The sequence below is a fragment of the Pseudoalteromonas sp. Of11M-6 genome, assembly GCF_022347905.1.
Lineage (GTDB): Bacteria > Pseudomonadota > Gammaproteobacteria > Enterobacterales > Alteromonadaceae > Pseudoalteromonas.
The window spans coordinates 34,764-50,485 of the sequence record NZ_JAKRFW010000005.1; the positions used below are offsets into that span (position 1 = coordinate 34,764).

The 15,722-nt window shown below is 42.1% G+C and carries 12 protein-coding genes; 7 read left to right on the forward strand and 5 right to left on the reverse strand.

The window, feature by feature from the left end:
- Positions 1–28: 28 nt before the first annotated feature.
- The gene (locus MHN32_RS04055) at positions 29–754 is read right to left on the reverse strand and encodes a YebC/PmpR family DNA-binding transcriptional regulator (protein ID WP_010375669.1); all 726 of its coding nucleotides are present in this window, start codon (positions 752–754) and stop codon (positions 29–31) included.
- Positions 755–951: 197 nt separating this feature from the next.
- Between MHN32_RS04055 and MHN32_RS04060 the strand changes: the two genes are divergently transcribed.
- From MHN32_RS04060 to MHN32_RS04075, 4 genes are all read left to right on the forward strand, one after another.
- Complete coding sequence (locus MHN32_RS04060; RefSeq protein ID WP_239420989.1) at positions 952–3,696, forward strand: methyl-accepting chemotaxis protein; 2,745 nt, start codon at positions 952–954, stop codon at positions 3,694–3,696.
- A 162-nt stretch (positions 3,697–3,858) separates the two neighbouring features.
- Positions 3,859–4,299 (forward strand): GNAT family N-acetyltransferase, encoded by a 441-nt coding sequence (locus tag MHN32_RS04065; protein WP_239421029.1) that lies wholly within the window; start codon positions 3,859–3,861, stop codon positions 4,297–4,299.
- Positions 4,300–5,193: 894 nt separating this feature from the next.
- Entirely contained in the window at positions 5,194–5,610 is a 417-nt protein-coding gene (locus MHN32_RS04070) for a hypothetical protein (protein WP_010603900.1), read from the forward strand.
- Between the two features lie 12 nt (positions 5,611–5,622).
- Positions 5,623–6,030 carry a hypothetical protein gene (locus tag MHN32_RS04075; protein ID WP_239420990.1) on the forward strand — a complete coding sequence of 136 codons (408 nt, stop codon included), beginning with the start codon at positions 5,623–5,625 and terminating at the stop codon, positions 6,028–6,030.
- 59 nt (positions 6,031–6,089) lie between these two features.
- Here MHN32_RS04075 and MHN32_RS04080 read toward each other — a convergent pair whose 3' ends face one another.
- From MHN32_RS04080 to MHN32_RS04090, 3 genes are all read right to left on the reverse strand, one after another.
- On the reverse strand, positions 6,090–6,836 hold the full coding sequence (locus MHN32_RS04080; RefSeq protein WP_174169645.1) for a phytanoyl-CoA dioxygenase family protein: 747 nt from the start codon (positions 6,834–6,836) through the stop codon (positions 6,090–6,092).
- 280 nt (positions 6,837–7,116) lie between these two features.
- Positions 7,117–7,590, reverse strand: coding sequence for a peroxiredoxin (locus MHN32_RS04085; RefSeq protein WP_010603902.1), 474 nt, complete (start codon positions 7,588–7,590; stop codon positions 7,117–7,119).
- 68 nt (positions 7,591–7,658) lie between these two features.
- Complete coding sequence (locus tag MHN32_RS04090) at positions 7,659–9,716, reverse strand: winged helix-turn-helix domain-containing protein (RefSeq protein ID WP_239420991.1); 2,058 nt, start codon at positions 9,714–9,716, stop codon at positions 7,659–7,661.
- 335 nt (positions 9,717–10,051) lie between these two features.
- On the opposite strand from MHN32_RS04090, the gene MHN32_RS04095 reads away from it, so the two are divergent.
- Positions 10,052–13,087, forward strand: a complete 3,036-nt coding sequence (locus tag MHN32_RS04095; RefSeq protein ID WP_239420992.1) for a TonB-dependent receptor — start codon at positions 10,052–10,054, stop codon at positions 13,085–13,087.
- Between the two features lie 46 nt (positions 13,088–13,133).
- On the opposite strand, the gene MHN32_RS04100 is transcribed toward MHN32_RS04095, so the two are convergent.
- Positions 13,134–14,291 (reverse strand): serine hydrolase domain-containing protein, encoded by a 1,158-nt coding sequence (locus MHN32_RS04100; protein ID WP_239420993.1) that lies wholly within the window; start codon positions 14,289–14,291, stop codon positions 13,134–13,136.
- A 250-nt stretch (positions 14,292–14,541) separates the two neighbouring features.
- Between MHN32_RS04100 and MHN32_RS04105 the strand changes: the two genes are divergently transcribed.
- Positions 14,542–15,333, forward strand: a complete 792-nt coding sequence (locus MHN32_RS04105) for a MipA/OmpV family protein (RefSeq protein ID WP_010603906.1) — start codon at positions 14,542–14,544, stop codon at positions 15,331–15,333.
- Positions 15,334–15,343: 10 nt separating this feature from the next.
- Positions 15,344–15,715 carry a DUF3019 domain-containing protein gene (locus tag MHN32_RS04110; RefSeq protein WP_102058272.1) on the forward strand — a complete coding sequence of 124 codons (372 nt, stop codon included), beginning with the start codon at positions 15,344–15,346 and terminating at the stop codon, positions 15,713–15,715.
- Positions 15,716–15,722: the final 7 nt, after the last annotated feature.

The following is a 15,722-nucleotide window of genomic DNA, read 5'->3' on the forward strand; positions in this document are numbered from 1 at the left end:
CTATTTGTGCGCTATATCGATAAGCTGCTTATCTTTTGACAATCGCATTGTGGTAAACGTTTTGTACGTCATCCACATCTTCAAGCATATTGATTAGCTTTTCGAATGTCTCGATTGCTTCTGGATCTTCAATTTCTACGTGAGTTTGCGGCACCCAAGTGATTTCGTCTACCTCAAACGTGATCCCCTCAAACGCTTCTGTCAGTGCAGTTTTCGCCTTGAAGTATTCAGTGTGAGGTGCGAAAACAGAAACTTGGCCGTCTTCAACTTCTACGTCAGTAACATCAACATCAGCCATCATTAGCGCTTCCAAAACTGACTCGTCGTCATCACCTGCAAATCCTAAGATTGCGAAGTGGTCAAACATATGCGCCACACAACCTGGGTTACCTAAGTTTGAACCAGTTTTGGTAAACGGTAAGCGAACATCTTTGATAGTACGGTTCATGTTGTCTGTTAAACAGTCAACGATGATCATGCTGTTGCCAGGACCGTAACCCTCGTAACGCGCTGGCGTGTAATCTTCACCTGCACCGCCTGCCGCTTTTTCGATTGCTTTATCAATAACGTGTGCAGGAACTTGATCTTTCTTTGCCTTGTCGATTAAACGACGTAGTGACAAGTTCGTTTCAGGATCTGCGCCGCCATTTTTAGCAACAACGTAAATCTCTTTTCCGTATTTTGAGTTTACTTTTGTTTTTGCCGCCGCCGTTTTTGCCATGGCGTTTTTGCGGACTTCAAATGCTCTGCCCATCTTAATGCTCGTTTTTATAAAAATTGGCGAAGATTTTACCAAGACATTTGAGTTACGGCTATACCCTTATTATCCGTGATGGTAATTTGCTTTAAGTCACACGATTATATGCTTGTTTTGTGGCTATTTTGTGGCGGACCTAAGCAACTTTACTATAGTTAATATTGTTAAAATTTACCGCTACGGGTGGCTTATATATGATTACGTTCGGCTTGGGAAAAGCAAAAAAGCAAGATGGACAAGATACAGCGCTATTTCAACACTTTAAGGCAACAACCCCTTACTTAGAAGTGGATTATCAAACAGATATTTTTCAGGTGAGTTCGGCCTTTAACCGTTTACTCGGATACCCAGTTACCCACGAGCTGAAATCTCTCGCTTTTATATGTCACACCTCAACCGATGCCGCCGTACTTAAGCGTGGACTCGCTAAACTTGAGCACCAAGCACATGCAAAAGTTGAGCTCTCTTTCAATACAGCGAATGACAACAAACCGAAGAAGTTGTTACTGGAGCTATCACGTACTCAAGAAGGCAGAATTTTAGTTATTGCGACTGACATCGGTCATTACCTCACCAACATTGCCAACATGAGTGCAAATTTACAAGCTTTATCAGCGTCCTTTGCGATTATTGAGTTCGACATGCACGGTAAAGTGCTGAGCGCGAATGACAACTTTTTGTCCGTTATGGGATACAGCTTAGAAGAAATACAAGACAAGCATCACAGTCTGTTTGTTAAGGATGACTACGCAGCCAGTGAGGAATATCAAGCATTTTGGCAACGCTTAAATAATGGCGAATTTTTTGAAGGTGAATTCGCAAGGCAAACAAAATCGGGTAAAACGATATGGATCCAAGCCACCTATAACCCTATTTTTGATGAACACAATAGACCTATTAAAGTCGTAAAATATGCCTCAGATATCACCGCACAAAAATCAAAAGCCGCTGACTTTCAAGGGCAAGTTGATGCCATCAAACAAACTCAAGCCGTTATTGAGTTTGACCCTTACGGCAACGTAAAGACTGCAAACAGGCTATTTTTAAATGCGGTTGGCTACACATTAAGTGAAATACAAGGTCAACACCATCGACTCTTTGTGGCACAAGAAGAAGCTGAGAGCAGCGAATATCAAGACTTTTGGCACGCTTTACGACAAGGTAAACATCAATCAGGTGAGTTTAAACGTCTAACCAAATCAGGAAACACTCTGTGGATCCAAGCAGCCTATACTCCCATCTATGACGAAAATGGCCAGTTGGACAAAATCGTCAAATATGCCTCGGATATTACTCAAGCAAAACTGGCGTCTTTCGACTTTGCCGGACAACTCAAAGCCATCAATCGCTCGCAAGCTGTTATCGAGTTTGATTTGCAAGGTAATATTTTAAAAGCAAATGAAAACTTCCTGTCTGTTATGGGCTACAAGAAAGAAGAAATCATTGGCAAGCATCACAGCATGTTCGTCGACAGCTTTTACGCGCAAAGCAGTGAATACAAAGCATTCTGGCAGCGTTTAAAACAGGGCCAATTTGAAGCCGGAGAGTTTCACCGTTTCGGCAAAGGTGGCAAAGCAATCTGGATTAGTGCCACCTACAACCCCATTTTAGACGAGCAAGGCAAGCCGATAAAAGTTGTTAAGTTCGCAACGGACATTACCGAGCAAAAGGCCACTGCTGCTGATTTTGATGGTCAGCTTCAAGCCATTCGTAAGTCACAAGCCGTCATTGAGTTTGCAATGGATGGTACTATTTTATGGGCCAATGAGTCATTCCTAGATACGATGGGGTACTCACTTGACGAAATCAAAGGTAAACATCACCGTATTTTTGCTACACACGAACAGGCCACTAGCTCTGAATACCAGCAATTTTGGCAAAAGCTCAACCGAGGAGAGTTCGACTCAGGACAATACTTAAGATTGGCAAAACAAGGTCGAGAGGTATGGATCCAAGCGTCTTATAACCCTATCCTCGATCAACAAGGCCGTCCCTTTAAAGTCGTTAAATATGCAACGGATATCACAGAACAAAAACAAGCGGTTGAACATATTAAAAATGCTATCTTGGCAATGGAACAAGGTGATTTAAGACATAGGATCACCCACCACTTAGGTGGCGAGTTCTCGGTGCTGCAACAAGCGATGAACGGCTTATTCGATAAATTAAGCGACTTAGTTAACACCATAAACAACGGTGCAGAGCAAGTGTTTGATGTGGCTAAACAAATCGCGAATAACAACGAAGAACTCAATAGCCGCATTGAAAATCAAGCGGCGAGCTTAGAAGAAACCGCCGCCACTATGGAAGAGCTTACCGCTACGGTTAAAAAGAATGCGAGTAGCGCAAGTAATGCCGCAGAGAAAGCGACTATTGTTAGAGAAAAAGCACACTCAGGTAAAGCATCGATTGATGATGCCATTTCAGCAGTAGGTAAAATCGAATCTTACAGCACGAAAATCTCTGACATTATCAGTGTCATTGACGAAATCGCTTTCCAAACCAACCTCTTAGCACTCAATGCTTCCGTTGAAGCAGCCCGGGCTGGTGAGGCTGGACGCGGATTTGCCGTGGTTGCCGGAGAGGTAAGAAACCTTGCTCAACGTAGTGCATCAGCGGCACGTGAAATCAAAGCATTGATCAAAAATAGCGTTGATGCTGTGGCGCAAGGCAGCAAACTTGTATACGAGTCTGGCACGACTTTCGATGAGCTAATGCAATCAATTGCCGAGGTGAGCAAAATGGTGGCTGACATAGATAACGCTGGGAAAGAGCAAGCTGAAGGGATAGCTGCGGTTTCCACCACCATCGCGCAAATGGATAATATTACTCAGCAGAACGTTACTCTGGTTGAAACAACATCTCGTTCAGGTAGAAATATGGAAAATCAAGCCAAACTACTTACCGATCAAGTTGCATTTTTTCAACTAGATGAATAGTTAAGGGCGCACTATCTATACAACCACATACAAGTAATTTATCTGAATATACCCGTTGTACCCTTAATGCATCGGGTATGTTATGCTCGTCCCGCTGGCCAATCTTCCTTTTGTTTATCGCTTTGCCCATTTGGACTGTTTTATTAGACAAAAGGAAAAATGATGATAAGTCCAGTTACACCAAGCGATCACCAAGAACTATTGGCTGTTTGGGAAGACTCTGTGCGAGCCACTCATGATTTTATCACTGAGGCGGATATCGCTTATTTTAAACCTATTATTGTTGAACAGGCATTTCCAAACGTTACGCTGCACTGTGTAAAAAATAGCGACTCGAATATTGTCGGTTTTATCGGTGTACATGACCGAAAAATCGAAATGTTATTTGTACTCGATAAGAGCAGAGGACAAGGTGTCGGTACTGAGTTACTTCGCTTTGCGCTTGAAACACAAAATGTGCAGTTCGTCGATGTCAATGAGCAAAACCCCGAAGCCGTCGGCTTTTATGAAGCTAAAGGTTTTGAAGTGTATGAGCGCTCACCAACTGACGATATGGGAAAGCCTTACCCAATCCTACGAATGCGACTTCTAACGTCAGCTTAATTCAAATATGGGCCTACGCAACGGGCCCATAATTTATCTTTGTCTAGCCAGAGCACTTAGAAAACGCCTAGCATACTGATATTTAAATCAGAGAAATCGATACAATCACATTACATACAGTAAACGAGCAGTTGAAAGTAAACGCACTAAAGCTGTTTGCTTGGCAAGTATTAGTAACCCGAGCTAATCACTTTCATTAAGGCCATCTCTTGATCGTTAAAAAACTTTGACCATTTACAATCATTTACTATTTAAATAAGAAGCACAATAAAATTTATCTCCATCTTTAAACTGGCTATTTTTCAATCTAGAGTCCCGCTTTTCAGTACAAAAACCAACCCAATCAAATTTATGTAATTAAAGTTAAATTGACAATCGCACACAAAATAAAATAAATGTAACAAAACAAAAACAAGGAGAGAAAAAATGATAAAACAGTTATTACTTACTTCCGCTCTATTCGGATTAGCAATTTGTTCGACTAATGCACTAGCAGATCAAGTGCTGTGCGCTGTAAGCCCTACTAGCACCCCTCAGGAAATGAAACCCGATTTTTGTGGGAGCCAAAGAGTAACATCCTCGAGACCCTACGTAAGCTTTCAATTTGAACCATCCAAACTTGTAGAGCATGTGACGTGGCGTTTCAGCACACCATTATCTGGTAGATGGGACTGTGGTCCAAGCACTGAGTGTGTTTTTTATGATGATGGGCTCGACAGCTCACCTTTGAGAGATGCAACAGCGTGTGTCACCAGAGTACTTTACAAAGATGGCACATGGAAAAGTATGAACGAATGCGCAACTGCGATTTATAACTTAAGTTCTAGGTTCTAGGTTCTAGGTTCTAGAGTTCATCACAAACCAATAATAATTTGAATTATAAGGAATATAAAAATGAAAAAAACGATAATTTCAAGCACACTACTTTTACTCGCTACAACTACCTACTCACAGCAAGCTGAAGCAGCACACGTTGAGTGCCTGATCGGTGGAACTAGTACACAACAGTTTTTTGAACCCGACTTCTGTTCAGCGATGGCTAACACAGACCGTCCCTCCGTTGCATTTAGATTCATCGCAGACAAAGATGTTGCAGATGTGGTTTGGTCATATAGTGCATCCGCTACAGGGAGCTGGAACTGTGGTAGCAGTACATACTGTAGCTTCCGCGATAATGGCAGACAAAATAACGATTTGTTCTACAATGCTTCGGCCTGTGTAACAAAAGTACTTTATAAAGATGGGACGTGGGAAAATACAAACCATTGCGCTAATGGGCATTACTCAAAGCAGTCAAGCAATCCATTCTAAGGGGTTATGCGTATGAAATTTTCAATATCAGCCTTGGTATTTCTCACGACTTCTGTCTTTTCAGGCTACGCCTCAAGCTCAGAAAGTGTACAATGTGTAATTAGCCCTACGAGTACCCCACAAGAGTGGCAAGATATGTGTGTAACTCATGATGTTATGTCACCAAAGCCTACTGTAAGCTTCCGTTTTCAATCGACAAAACCGATTGAGCAGGTTAGATGGAACTACAGTGCGTCCGCTACAGGCGTTTGGGATTGTGGTACAACACAATACTGTCAGTTTAAAGATAACGGTAGAGACTCGAGTAGTTTCAGAGATGCTAGAGCTTGCGTAACCCGAGTTTTATACAAAGATGGAACTTGGAAAGACACTAACGAATGCGCACAAGCTTTGTATGGAACTGGAAATCGTTCTAGATAGTGTCAATGGATAAAAATGAAGCTTTGCATTCATATAAAGCTTCATTTTTATTTACCAAACTAAGAAAATAAATTGGGGTAATCTACTTCAGCAAGCTGCATACTATTTGGCAGGCAATCATTTCTCATAAAAGTCATTAGTTCTGGGCGCTTCTCACATAGCAACACATCCAATGCTAAACGATTTTTTCCATACACACCTCGATGTATCATATTGGCTGAAAATACAAGAAGATCTCCGGCCTTTAGCGCTATAACCTCACTGTTAGGTAGATTGTTATGGTTTCGATACCCTGCCTGTTCTAACCTGACATTTAGCTCTTGAGGTAAGTCCCAACGTTTATGAGTACCCGGGATCAGCTCTATTCCTGGTTCATCTTCCAATGCTAACCGAAAATGAACAACTTCAGGCCCCAACAACAATGCTTGTTTTTGCTCCTCAATGGTTAAATGATATTGAGGATCTCGATGCCAATAATTTAGTTGGCTTGCATTCACGGGATTAAAGAATAGTTGAGTATTCATAAACCCAAACTCACGCGTGAATATCGTTGACGCGAGCTTAAAGAGTGAAGCAGAGGCAATAAATTTAAAAAGGACAAGCCTTTGCTGTTCGTCTAGATACTTTGGTGCGGTAAGATAAGCAGAATTGACTGCCTTATTTTGATAAAAGTCACTATTATCATTCTGCCAGGCTCGATGGAATGCTAAAACAACCTGCTTTATCTTATTAAGCTCAGTGGAGGATATAAACTTGGGTTTTAGAACGTAACCACACTCATCAAAATTATGAACCGACTTTCCCATCACTTATCGACCTCTGACATTGCAGAAAACTCTCCGATAACTAAACCAATTTCATTTTGCCTCATATCGTACTCTTCCATTTATGGAGTGTGTTTAACCTGAGGTTTGGATTACCAACATCATATATCATGGGGTTTATCTGGTGATATAAACAAGGTAATGTTGTTGCAAGAGTCATGAAACAATTGGCTTCAACCTTAGAGCATATAGTTTTAAAGCATCATTTACGGATTGCAGGCTGATTGCTTCGCTGTTTGACTCTAGCTTTTAAATTTTGCAATCACAGCGCGTCTAAAATGACTTCAGCCTTACTTACTTCAAATTGCTTAGGTTGTTCTACATTGAGCTTTGTCACAACACCATCTTCAATAATCATAGCGTAACGCTGCGAACGCACACCGCCAAATGCTGCGGTATCCATTTCGAGCCCCAACGCCTTGGTAAAGCTTGCATCGCCGTCTCCAAGCATCATAATTGCTTCTGCATTTTGTGCATCACCCCAAGCTTTCATTACGAAGGCATCGTTTACTGATATACATGCGATAATATCAACACCTTTTTCAAAAAACTTATCTGCATTCACGACAAAACCAGGTAAATGAGATGCTGAGCAAGTTGGTGTAAAGGCACCAGGAACTGCGAAAAGTACAACTTTCTTACCTGAAAAAAGTGTCGTTACTTCATGATGAATCATACCGTCAGAGGTGAGCTCGCTCAGCTCTGCATGTGGTAATTTTTTTCCAACTTCAATCATTGTTTACGTCCTTAAAATTAGGGCTAAATGCCTATATTTTGTTACTTAACCAAAAGTCACTATTAGTGCTACATTTGGATTCGTTTTATATCCACTTGCGGGATTTCATAACCGGTAAATAGCAGCCATTGTTTTTCTGCTATGTATGTAAGACCGCGACTTCGGCTAAAGCTGCGCTCTGGAACTCGGATAATATCTTTGTGCGCATTATTGGCAAAGTCAAAATAGCTAATACGAAAATCACCACGCTGAACATACAAATAATAGAGCCCTGAATCAGAAACAGACCAACTTGCACTTGAGGCCAAATGTGCATTTTTAAATAAAAGCGTTTTGTCTCCAGTTGTAATCTCCATACGCCACATTTCTTGCGGTTCGCTTTTATATACATACAACACCCCATTATGTTCAACTACGGTGGTGCCCGCCGTTAACTTCACGGGTTCGCTTTTTGAATCAACAAAAACGCGAAATACATTATTACCATCAGAAATATAAATTGAGCTGCCATCTTGAGACCAACTGGGTTTACCGTGATATTTAAGCCCTGTTTCTAACCGTGTCACTTGTTGAGTAACCATGTCCAAAAGTTGAAGTTGACTTCCTTTATGTGACTTTGTCGTGAAAATCGCTTTAGTACCATCCGGGGACCAAGCAGGATGCATTGCCTGTAGCCCAAGCGCAGTCAGCTGTTTTCGTTGATCACCTTCCAAATTAGAAACCCAGATTTCATCAAATCCTGATTGATTGGACACGAAAAGTAAACGCTCCGATACCGATGAGTAACTGGGATAACGAAAACTAGTTTGTGACTGTAGTAGTGGAAAGGGTGAACTGGCAACTTGCGCATTAAGGTCAAGCTTCATAATGGAGGTATTAATATTCCAATCATGAAAATACAAATATCCAGAACGACTAAAGCTTGGGTAACTTAGGCCATCAAATGGTAGCGTCCCTAACACTTTACCATCGAGCGCCAGTTTATATGCCGTACGAGCACCATGTTCAATTGATGATACAACTAAATAATCATCAGTTGGATGCCAGCTTATTCCCCGTAAATCGTCATGCCCGCTTAGTAGAGTAACTTCCTTCCCAGTCTCTAGACTTTTTAAATATAAATTCTCAAGCCCATTGGGTAGGTTTCGACTAATCACTATTTGCTTGGCGTCGGGTGAAAGAGCTATGCTCTCAAGCTCACTCCCCTGACAATCTAACTCACAGCCCAACTCAGTTGCTGTTTTATCATTTAAATTCAATAAGGTTACTTTTGGGTTACCAGCTGGCTGCTTGGCGATAAATCCAAGGAGGTTTTTCTCTGCGGAATAAGTTAAAACGGTTGTTATGTCTGCAACACAGCTTGCTATTTTTGACTTTTTACCCGTCACTACATGTAACGACTTGATGGTACATTTCCCTGCATGTTTCTCTATATAAAATAAAGTTTGATTATCTCGGCTCCATACTGACACGGATGCATTTTCAGGACCATCAGTTAGCGCCTTGAGAGGGGCTTCTGGTTTCAGTAAGTTCTTTAAATATAACCCTGCATGGCTCCCAAACTTACGCCACGCAAATGCCAAGTATCGTTCATCCGGAGAGGTGCTAGGAAATAACTCACGACCTGGAAAGTCTGTTACTTCTTCAAGTTGTTGCTTAGGCTGGAAAACTTGAAAATAAAGAAAGGCAATAAATACAATCAATAATATTGCCACAACACCAACTGCTTGCGTCGATAAAGTCGAGCTTTGCCTAGTGGGTGTATCGCAGGCTTCTATAAAAATGGGTTCAATCTTTAATCTATATCCAGACTTTCTTATCGTTTCTATTATTTCGTAATCTTCCTTGTCACTCCCATCTTCGCTGGCGCTACTCAGTGCTTTGAAAGTTTTGCGAAGATGCCAAATGGCATTGGTAAGTGCTTTCTCTCCAACAAATAGATTCCCTCCCCAAACCTCTTTTATTATTTCTTCTCTCGCAACAACGTTCGGATAAGCACGCGCTAGTACCGTCAGCACTTCAATAAATTTTGGTTGCACGCAACATACCTGTCCTTTACTGGATAGTATATGTCCAACCGGATCAATATTGACATGTAGTAACTGATAAGTCGCGCTGTGCTGCATTTTTCCAACCATGAGTAAACACGATGTAAATCATACCTAAATTAGCGACCAAAAGACAAAATTAACGCGATAAACATCATGATAGAAATTCACTCCCACCCTCAAAAAACAATATAAACAATTGAATTTAATACTTATTTTTCAATAGATATTAAATAGAGATAAAAACGTCAAAGAATAGATGTCGAATTTATTGCGTGAACATTAGCGATAGTCACAATGGATAAAATGAGAAGCCGTAGTTTTTTGTAGTTTAATCAGCACAATAAGATACGTACTTCTTTCTTCAAGCCCCAAAAATAAACAACAATCAGAAATTAAAAAGAGGGACTCCCGTGTCACCTAACAATAATATTAAATTACTCGCCCTATCTATCGCGCTCGCCTGCAGCAATATGGCAACTGCCGAAGAGCAACAAATCGACCGTCAGCAAGTTGAACAAAATAATGCGGTAGTTAAAGCACAAAATGAAGATAAATCACTAGAAAAGATCGTCGTCACCGGTTCCCGCATCAAACGTGATAGCTTTTCAGTGTCAACCCCTATCGCCACAATGGGAGCCGAGTCGCTAAATGATGCAGGTTTAGGTTCGCTTTCAGATATTCTTTTTGAAGAAATGCCCCAAGTGAGTGAGGGGACCGGTAATGGTAACTCGCAAAGCAGTGTGCAAAATACCGGACTTTCAACTATCGACTTGCGCGAATTGGGTGTTAGCCGAACACTGACTTTGATCGACGGAAGAAGAGTCGTATCCAACAGCTATTCGGGTAACTATGTCAGCCTATCAACCATCCCTAAAGGTATGGTTGAGCGAGTTGAAATTATCACTGGAGGCGCTTCTGCAGCGTATGGCTCCGATGCCATTGCAGGTGTCGTTAATATTATTACTCAACAAGACCAGGAAGGGGCAACATTTAGTGCCCGAGGCGGTGAAAGTACCGAAGGTGGCGCTCAGGAATACACAATAAGTGCGGACTACGGCACAACTTACCATGATGGCAGAGGCTACCTTTTCATTAGTACCTCATACGACGAAGAAAAAGGATTGAGCTACTGGGACAGGAAACGTGCTCAGCAACAAGATAGCTGGGATTATGATGATGATCGTATGTGCAATGTAATGCTCACAGCAAACTACGATCCAGATACCAAAAGCGCTTACCGTTGCATGAAAGATATTGATAAATCACAATGGACTAGTTTGAGCGACTCTATCCCTGGTGGTGTATTTGATGAGTCAAGTAGCACTAAGCCAAACTCAGGTTTTTGGTATGATGGCACAACCTTACGCGACGATTGGCAAGAAGAGCTCCATGGTATCCACATCAACCAGTTCACTATGTTGAGAGTACCGGACAAAGACCTCTCTGCGGCAGTAAAAACAGAGTATGAGTTTGACTCGGGTACTGAAGCTTACTTTCAAATGCAATACAGCCGAAATACCTCGCGCAACGTAAAGTCGCCTGAAAGCGAGGATGAATGTGATGCGATTGTTACCTATGATCCAAATAGCAGTCAATTTGGCTCAGACTGTATGGGTCGGATTCCGTATGATAACCCCTATATGCCAGAAGCAATTCGTGCAGAGGCTAGCTCCAAAGGCGTGAAGTGGGATCGGCTATTCACCGAAGTGGGAAATATAATCACTAGTAATGAGAGAACAACTATCAGATCTTGGGGTGGGTTACGTGGTTATATTTGGAATGACTGGGAGTGGGACGTTTCTGTTGGCTACGGCAAATTTAAGCAAGAGCAAACCCGCAGTAACGAAATTTACGTTGCACGAGTCAAACAAGCGCTAAATGCTGAACGCCTTGATGATGGTACGGTTCAGTGTAAAGATGAGCAAGCACGTAGCCAAGGCTGTGTACCAATCAACCTTTTCGGCGAAGGCTCGATCACACCTGAAGCGGCGGATTATATTCGCGCTAATCCCGCTATTACGACTGATATAGACCAAGTGACTATTTCTGGCTTTATTACTGGTGATTTATTTGAACTTCCAGCGGGCTCTGTTGGCTCGGCATTTGGCTTTGAATATCGAAAAGACACGCAGAGCGTATCAACTAACGTGCCAAATGGTGGCGTAACATTTAACTATGTTCCTACATTTGAAGGCGATGTGAGTGTTCGTGAAATCTTCGGTGAGTTGTCACTGCCACTATTAAAAGACGCACCGATGGCCAAGTCACTTAGCGCCGAGGTTTCTGCACGTATCGCAGATTACAGCTGGGCAAACACAGGATTAATCCAAAGCTACAAAGCAGGTTTCATTTACGAACCAATCGAAGGCTACTCTATTCGTGCTAATTGGGCTCGAGCAATGAGAGCTCCAACAATAACAGAGCTAATGTCACCACCTCGTGGAGACTATGATAGCTTTGATGATATCTGTGATGGTGTTACCGCGACGTCAACAGATGCAGGCCACGACAACTGCCGCAAAGATGCGGGAATACAAGCCGCTATCGCCGCTGAAGGTACTTTTGAAGACGAAAATAACGGCTACTCACCTAATTCAGGAAATAGCGAGCTGTTTGAGGAAACCGCAGATACTATCACCATTGGCTTATCTTTAGCGCCTTCCTTTGCACCGGATTTTAGAATTGCGCTAGATTACTACGACATTCAAATTGATGATGCGGTAAGCTCACTTGCTAACGAAGACATCATTAAGTTCTGTTATGCATCATCAATGGAATTCGGTGACGGTAACGAGTTTTGTCGTGATGTTAAACGCGATGAAGAAGGCCAGATTTATGAAGTTAATCAACGTGTCATTAATACCGATGAGATCCGCACTAAAGGTTACGACATCGCACTAGAATATGTGTATGACGCTAGCGATTACGGTAGCTTTAAGGTGAAAGCCGATTGGACACACGTTATTGAATACTCAATCACCAGTACGGGTCCTGATGGACAATACGAAGACCTTTATGAAGGCTACCTCAGCACCGATATCTTTGAAGACAAAGGCGCTATTTCACTAACTTGGTATAAGAATGACTGGCGTGTACGCTTTAGCACAAAATATAAAGGTGCAGTGGAAGCCAGCCGTTCGAGATATGAAGACTGGCAAGCTGCAATCGCCAAAAATAACGAGCGCTGTACAGCTGGTGAGACAAGCTGTATCGCAGATCCAGAGCCGCTCTGGCAAGGTGCGCTGCCATCAGTAACGACTCATAGCTTAACGGTAAACTACAGCATGGAGCTAGGCGATAACCGCACTCTCTCTGTTTATGGTGGTGTGAATAACCTGTTCGACGAAAAAGGTCCGTTCATCGTCGGCGGTACAGGTAATTTTGATAGCGCCTATGGCTCAGGTGTTGGCCGTTTTGCGTTTATTGGAGCAAAATACCAGTTTTAGACTTCTGCATTGATCCAAGGGGCTACCACTGAGTAGCCCCTTATCTTTACAAACCAAAAAGTGTATCGCGTAACTTATCTGAGATTTTGTCAATCTCTGCATTGCATTGGTTGTAGCCTTGGCAATTAATAATTGCACTCATAACCATGTTTTTTGACGGCAGATACCAATTTAACGTCGCATACCCAATCTCAGCACCGTTATGATGATAAACAGGTTCATTTCCGACGTGCTCACTAAAGATACCCATGCTGTATTGCTGTCCGGTGACATCAGTATCCACCCATACGGATTCTCCTAGCAATTGCTCACGCACATTAGCGGGAATATCTGGGCTCGTTATCATGATTTTAAATAAGTCAACAAGATCCTTAGCCGTCGATACAATCGGCGCATCAGCCACACCAATATTGGCATAGTAAGGTTGCGTATTAATTTCATTACCCTCACCATCAACAAAGTACCCTGATGCAATTTCACCAAATGCCTTTTCGATTCCTCCATAACTCATACTACTTAAGCCAAATGGTTCAAAGATATACTCACGCATCGCCTTTGAGTGATGCACCCCTAAAACTTTATCCATAATTAGGCCCGCCAATAAATACCCGGTATTAGAATATTTCCACGCAGCTCCGGGTTTGAAATTGGCGTCTTGATTGAGGGCAAACTGCAGTGCAAAGCTGTCCGTTTTTATTAAGTCTGGCTGTTGTAATACTGCAGCAAAAAATTCACCGTTAGCATCATTGAGATAATCATATAATCCAGCCGTATGATTGAGTAACTGCCGAACATACATTTCGTCACTGTTTTCTATCTGTTGTAAAAGTTCGTCAGACAAATAATCACTTATCGGTGCATCTAGATCTAATAACTGTTGTTCATGCAACATCGCCATTAAGAGCGCAGTTACTTTTTTCCCCGCACTGCCATTTGGGATCCTAGCGTCCGTGGTCATGGGTATCGTATTTTCTTTATCTGCTAACCCGGCAGCACCATAAAATTGAAGCGTAGGCGAATCAATATAGAGCACAATACCAGGGATACCCGCTTCAACACTTTGTTCGAGCATCGCTTGAAAATCAACTTCGGCTACGGGAGGAGAGACAGGGCTCGGTTTAGGGTTAGACGTCGATTGACTATCATTACAGCCAAATAATGACAGTCCACCACACAATAATGTGACCAGTTTTAGTGTTCTCATGAGAAATACCTCGTTTCGTTTAAGTGATAAAACAATAACTAAGGTATGTACGCCATGCTGTCTCTGACTTTTTCAAAATGTATCAAACAGTAACGACTTCCTTTATTTTCATGCATAATGTCAGACCATTAATTATGGAAGGCCAGAACAAGCTTGATACAATTCGATACAACTTGCAGAAAGTCGATACAGCTATACTCGCTTACACTCACTACAGTAACTAGCAAATTAATAACTAATAGAAATTGCTATGAAAACACATTTATTGATTGCAGCCTCACTTATGGCCGCAAGTGCAGCGCAGGCCAAAAGCACTGACGCAAAAAAAGAAGGTCACGGCTATTTGGCCATTGGTTACGGGATAAATTACAACAGCGATATTTACAATAATGCCGAGACCTCGCTTTCGCCCACTGTACATGGCGCCTACTATTTTAGTAATGGTCTATTTGTCGAGTTTCCAGGCCGCGCTGAGAAGTATGACCCAGCACTTGCACTCGGTTATCAGTTTTATGAAACAGAAAATTGGGAATTTGATGCCCTACTCTCAACCGCTCATGGGCGAATAAATTACCGTTTTGGCGGGACTCGCTATGAGCTAAACACTTCGTCTTATCTTGGGGTAAGAGCTACAGGGAATGTATTTGGCTTACAAATTAGAGCTATTGTTGCACCAAAAGTGATTAACTCAGATTATTCAGATGGTCGCTACGCTTCATTATGGATCTCTAAGCCTTGGCAATACAAAAACTGGCACTTTTATAGCGCAGTCGGTGCACAATACCGAAACTCGGCCATGTTAGATTATTACTACGGTGGCGCACCATTTAAAGATTACGATGCCAAAGGTGGGGCTAATCTTGGGGTAAAGCTCGGATTTTCACGCGCTTTAACAGAAAATTGGATAGTCGATGGCCACGTCAGCTACACCAAATATGCATCAGGTATTATGGATAGCCCTATCACTAAAGCAATTGTCAGTTTTAACGATAGAATTGAGCACGGTGAAAGCATTGGCTTGTCACTTAGCTACGTATTTTAAGGAGCTAAATATGAAAAAACGACTATTTGGCTTAGCCCTACTCGCAATGCAAACTCAAGCGAAAGAAGAAATTAAGGTCCCCGTATGGACCGTAAAACCAGGGCAATGTGTTGCGCTCGAACAAGGTCAGCAATGTTTTATCGACCTCTCAGTGACCTGGCAAACCTCTGTGACCGGTAACTTTTGTCTCCATGCCGATGAAAAAGAGCTGGTTTGTTGGCAGCAGCAAAAAACCGCGAGTTGGCAAGGCGAGATTTTAGTTGAGAAAGATTTGCTCATTACCTTAGAAGATAACAAGGATATTCTCGCAAGCTATGCTCTGCAATATGCTTGGGTGTTTAAACAACAAAAAAGTAACGCCGTGCGTTGGCGACTTTTCTAGGAGTAGT

Coding starts and splice junctions, on each gene's coding strand:
- MHN32_RS04055 (WP_010375669.1), bottom strand. CDS start 754: ATGGGCAGAGCATTTGAAGTCCGCAAAAACGCCATGGCAAAAACGGCG.
- MHN32_RS04060 (WP_239420989.1), top strand. CDS start 952: ATGATTACGTTCGGCTTGGGAAAAGCAAAAAAGCAAGATGGACAAGAT.
- MHN32_RS04065 (WP_239421029.1), top strand. CDS start 3,859: ATGATAAGTCCAGTTACACCAAGCGATCACCAAGAACTATTGGCTGTT.
- MHN32_RS04070 (WP_010603900.1), top strand. CDS start 5,194: ATGAAAAAAACGATAATTTCAAGCACACTACTTTTACTCGCTACAACT.
- MHN32_RS04075 (WP_239420990.1), top strand. CDS start 5,623: ATGAAATTTTCAATATCAGCCTTGGTATTTCTCACGACTTCTGTCTTT.
- MHN32_RS04080 (WP_174169645.1), bottom strand. CDS start 6,836: ATGGGAAAGTCGGTTCATAATTTTGATGAGTGTGGTTACGTTCTAAAA.
- MHN32_RS04085 (WP_010603902.1), bottom strand. CDS start 7,590: ATGATTGAAGTTGGAAAAAAATTACCACATGCAGAGCTGAGCGAGCTC.
- MHN32_RS04090 (WP_239420991.1), bottom strand. CDS start 9,716: ATGCAGCACAGCGCGACTTATCAGTTACTACATGTCAATATTGATCCG.
- MHN32_RS04100 (WP_239420993.1), bottom strand. CDS start 14,291: ATGAGAACACTAAAACTGGTCACATTATTGTGTGGTGGACTGTCATTA.
- MHN32_RS04105 (WP_010603906.1), top strand. CDS start 14,542: ATGAAAACACATTTATTGATTGCAGCCTCACTTATGGCCGCAAGTGCA.
- MHN32_RS04110 (WP_102058272.1), top strand. CDS start 15,344: ATGAAAAAACGACTATTTGGCTTAGCCCTACTCGCAATGCAAACTCAA.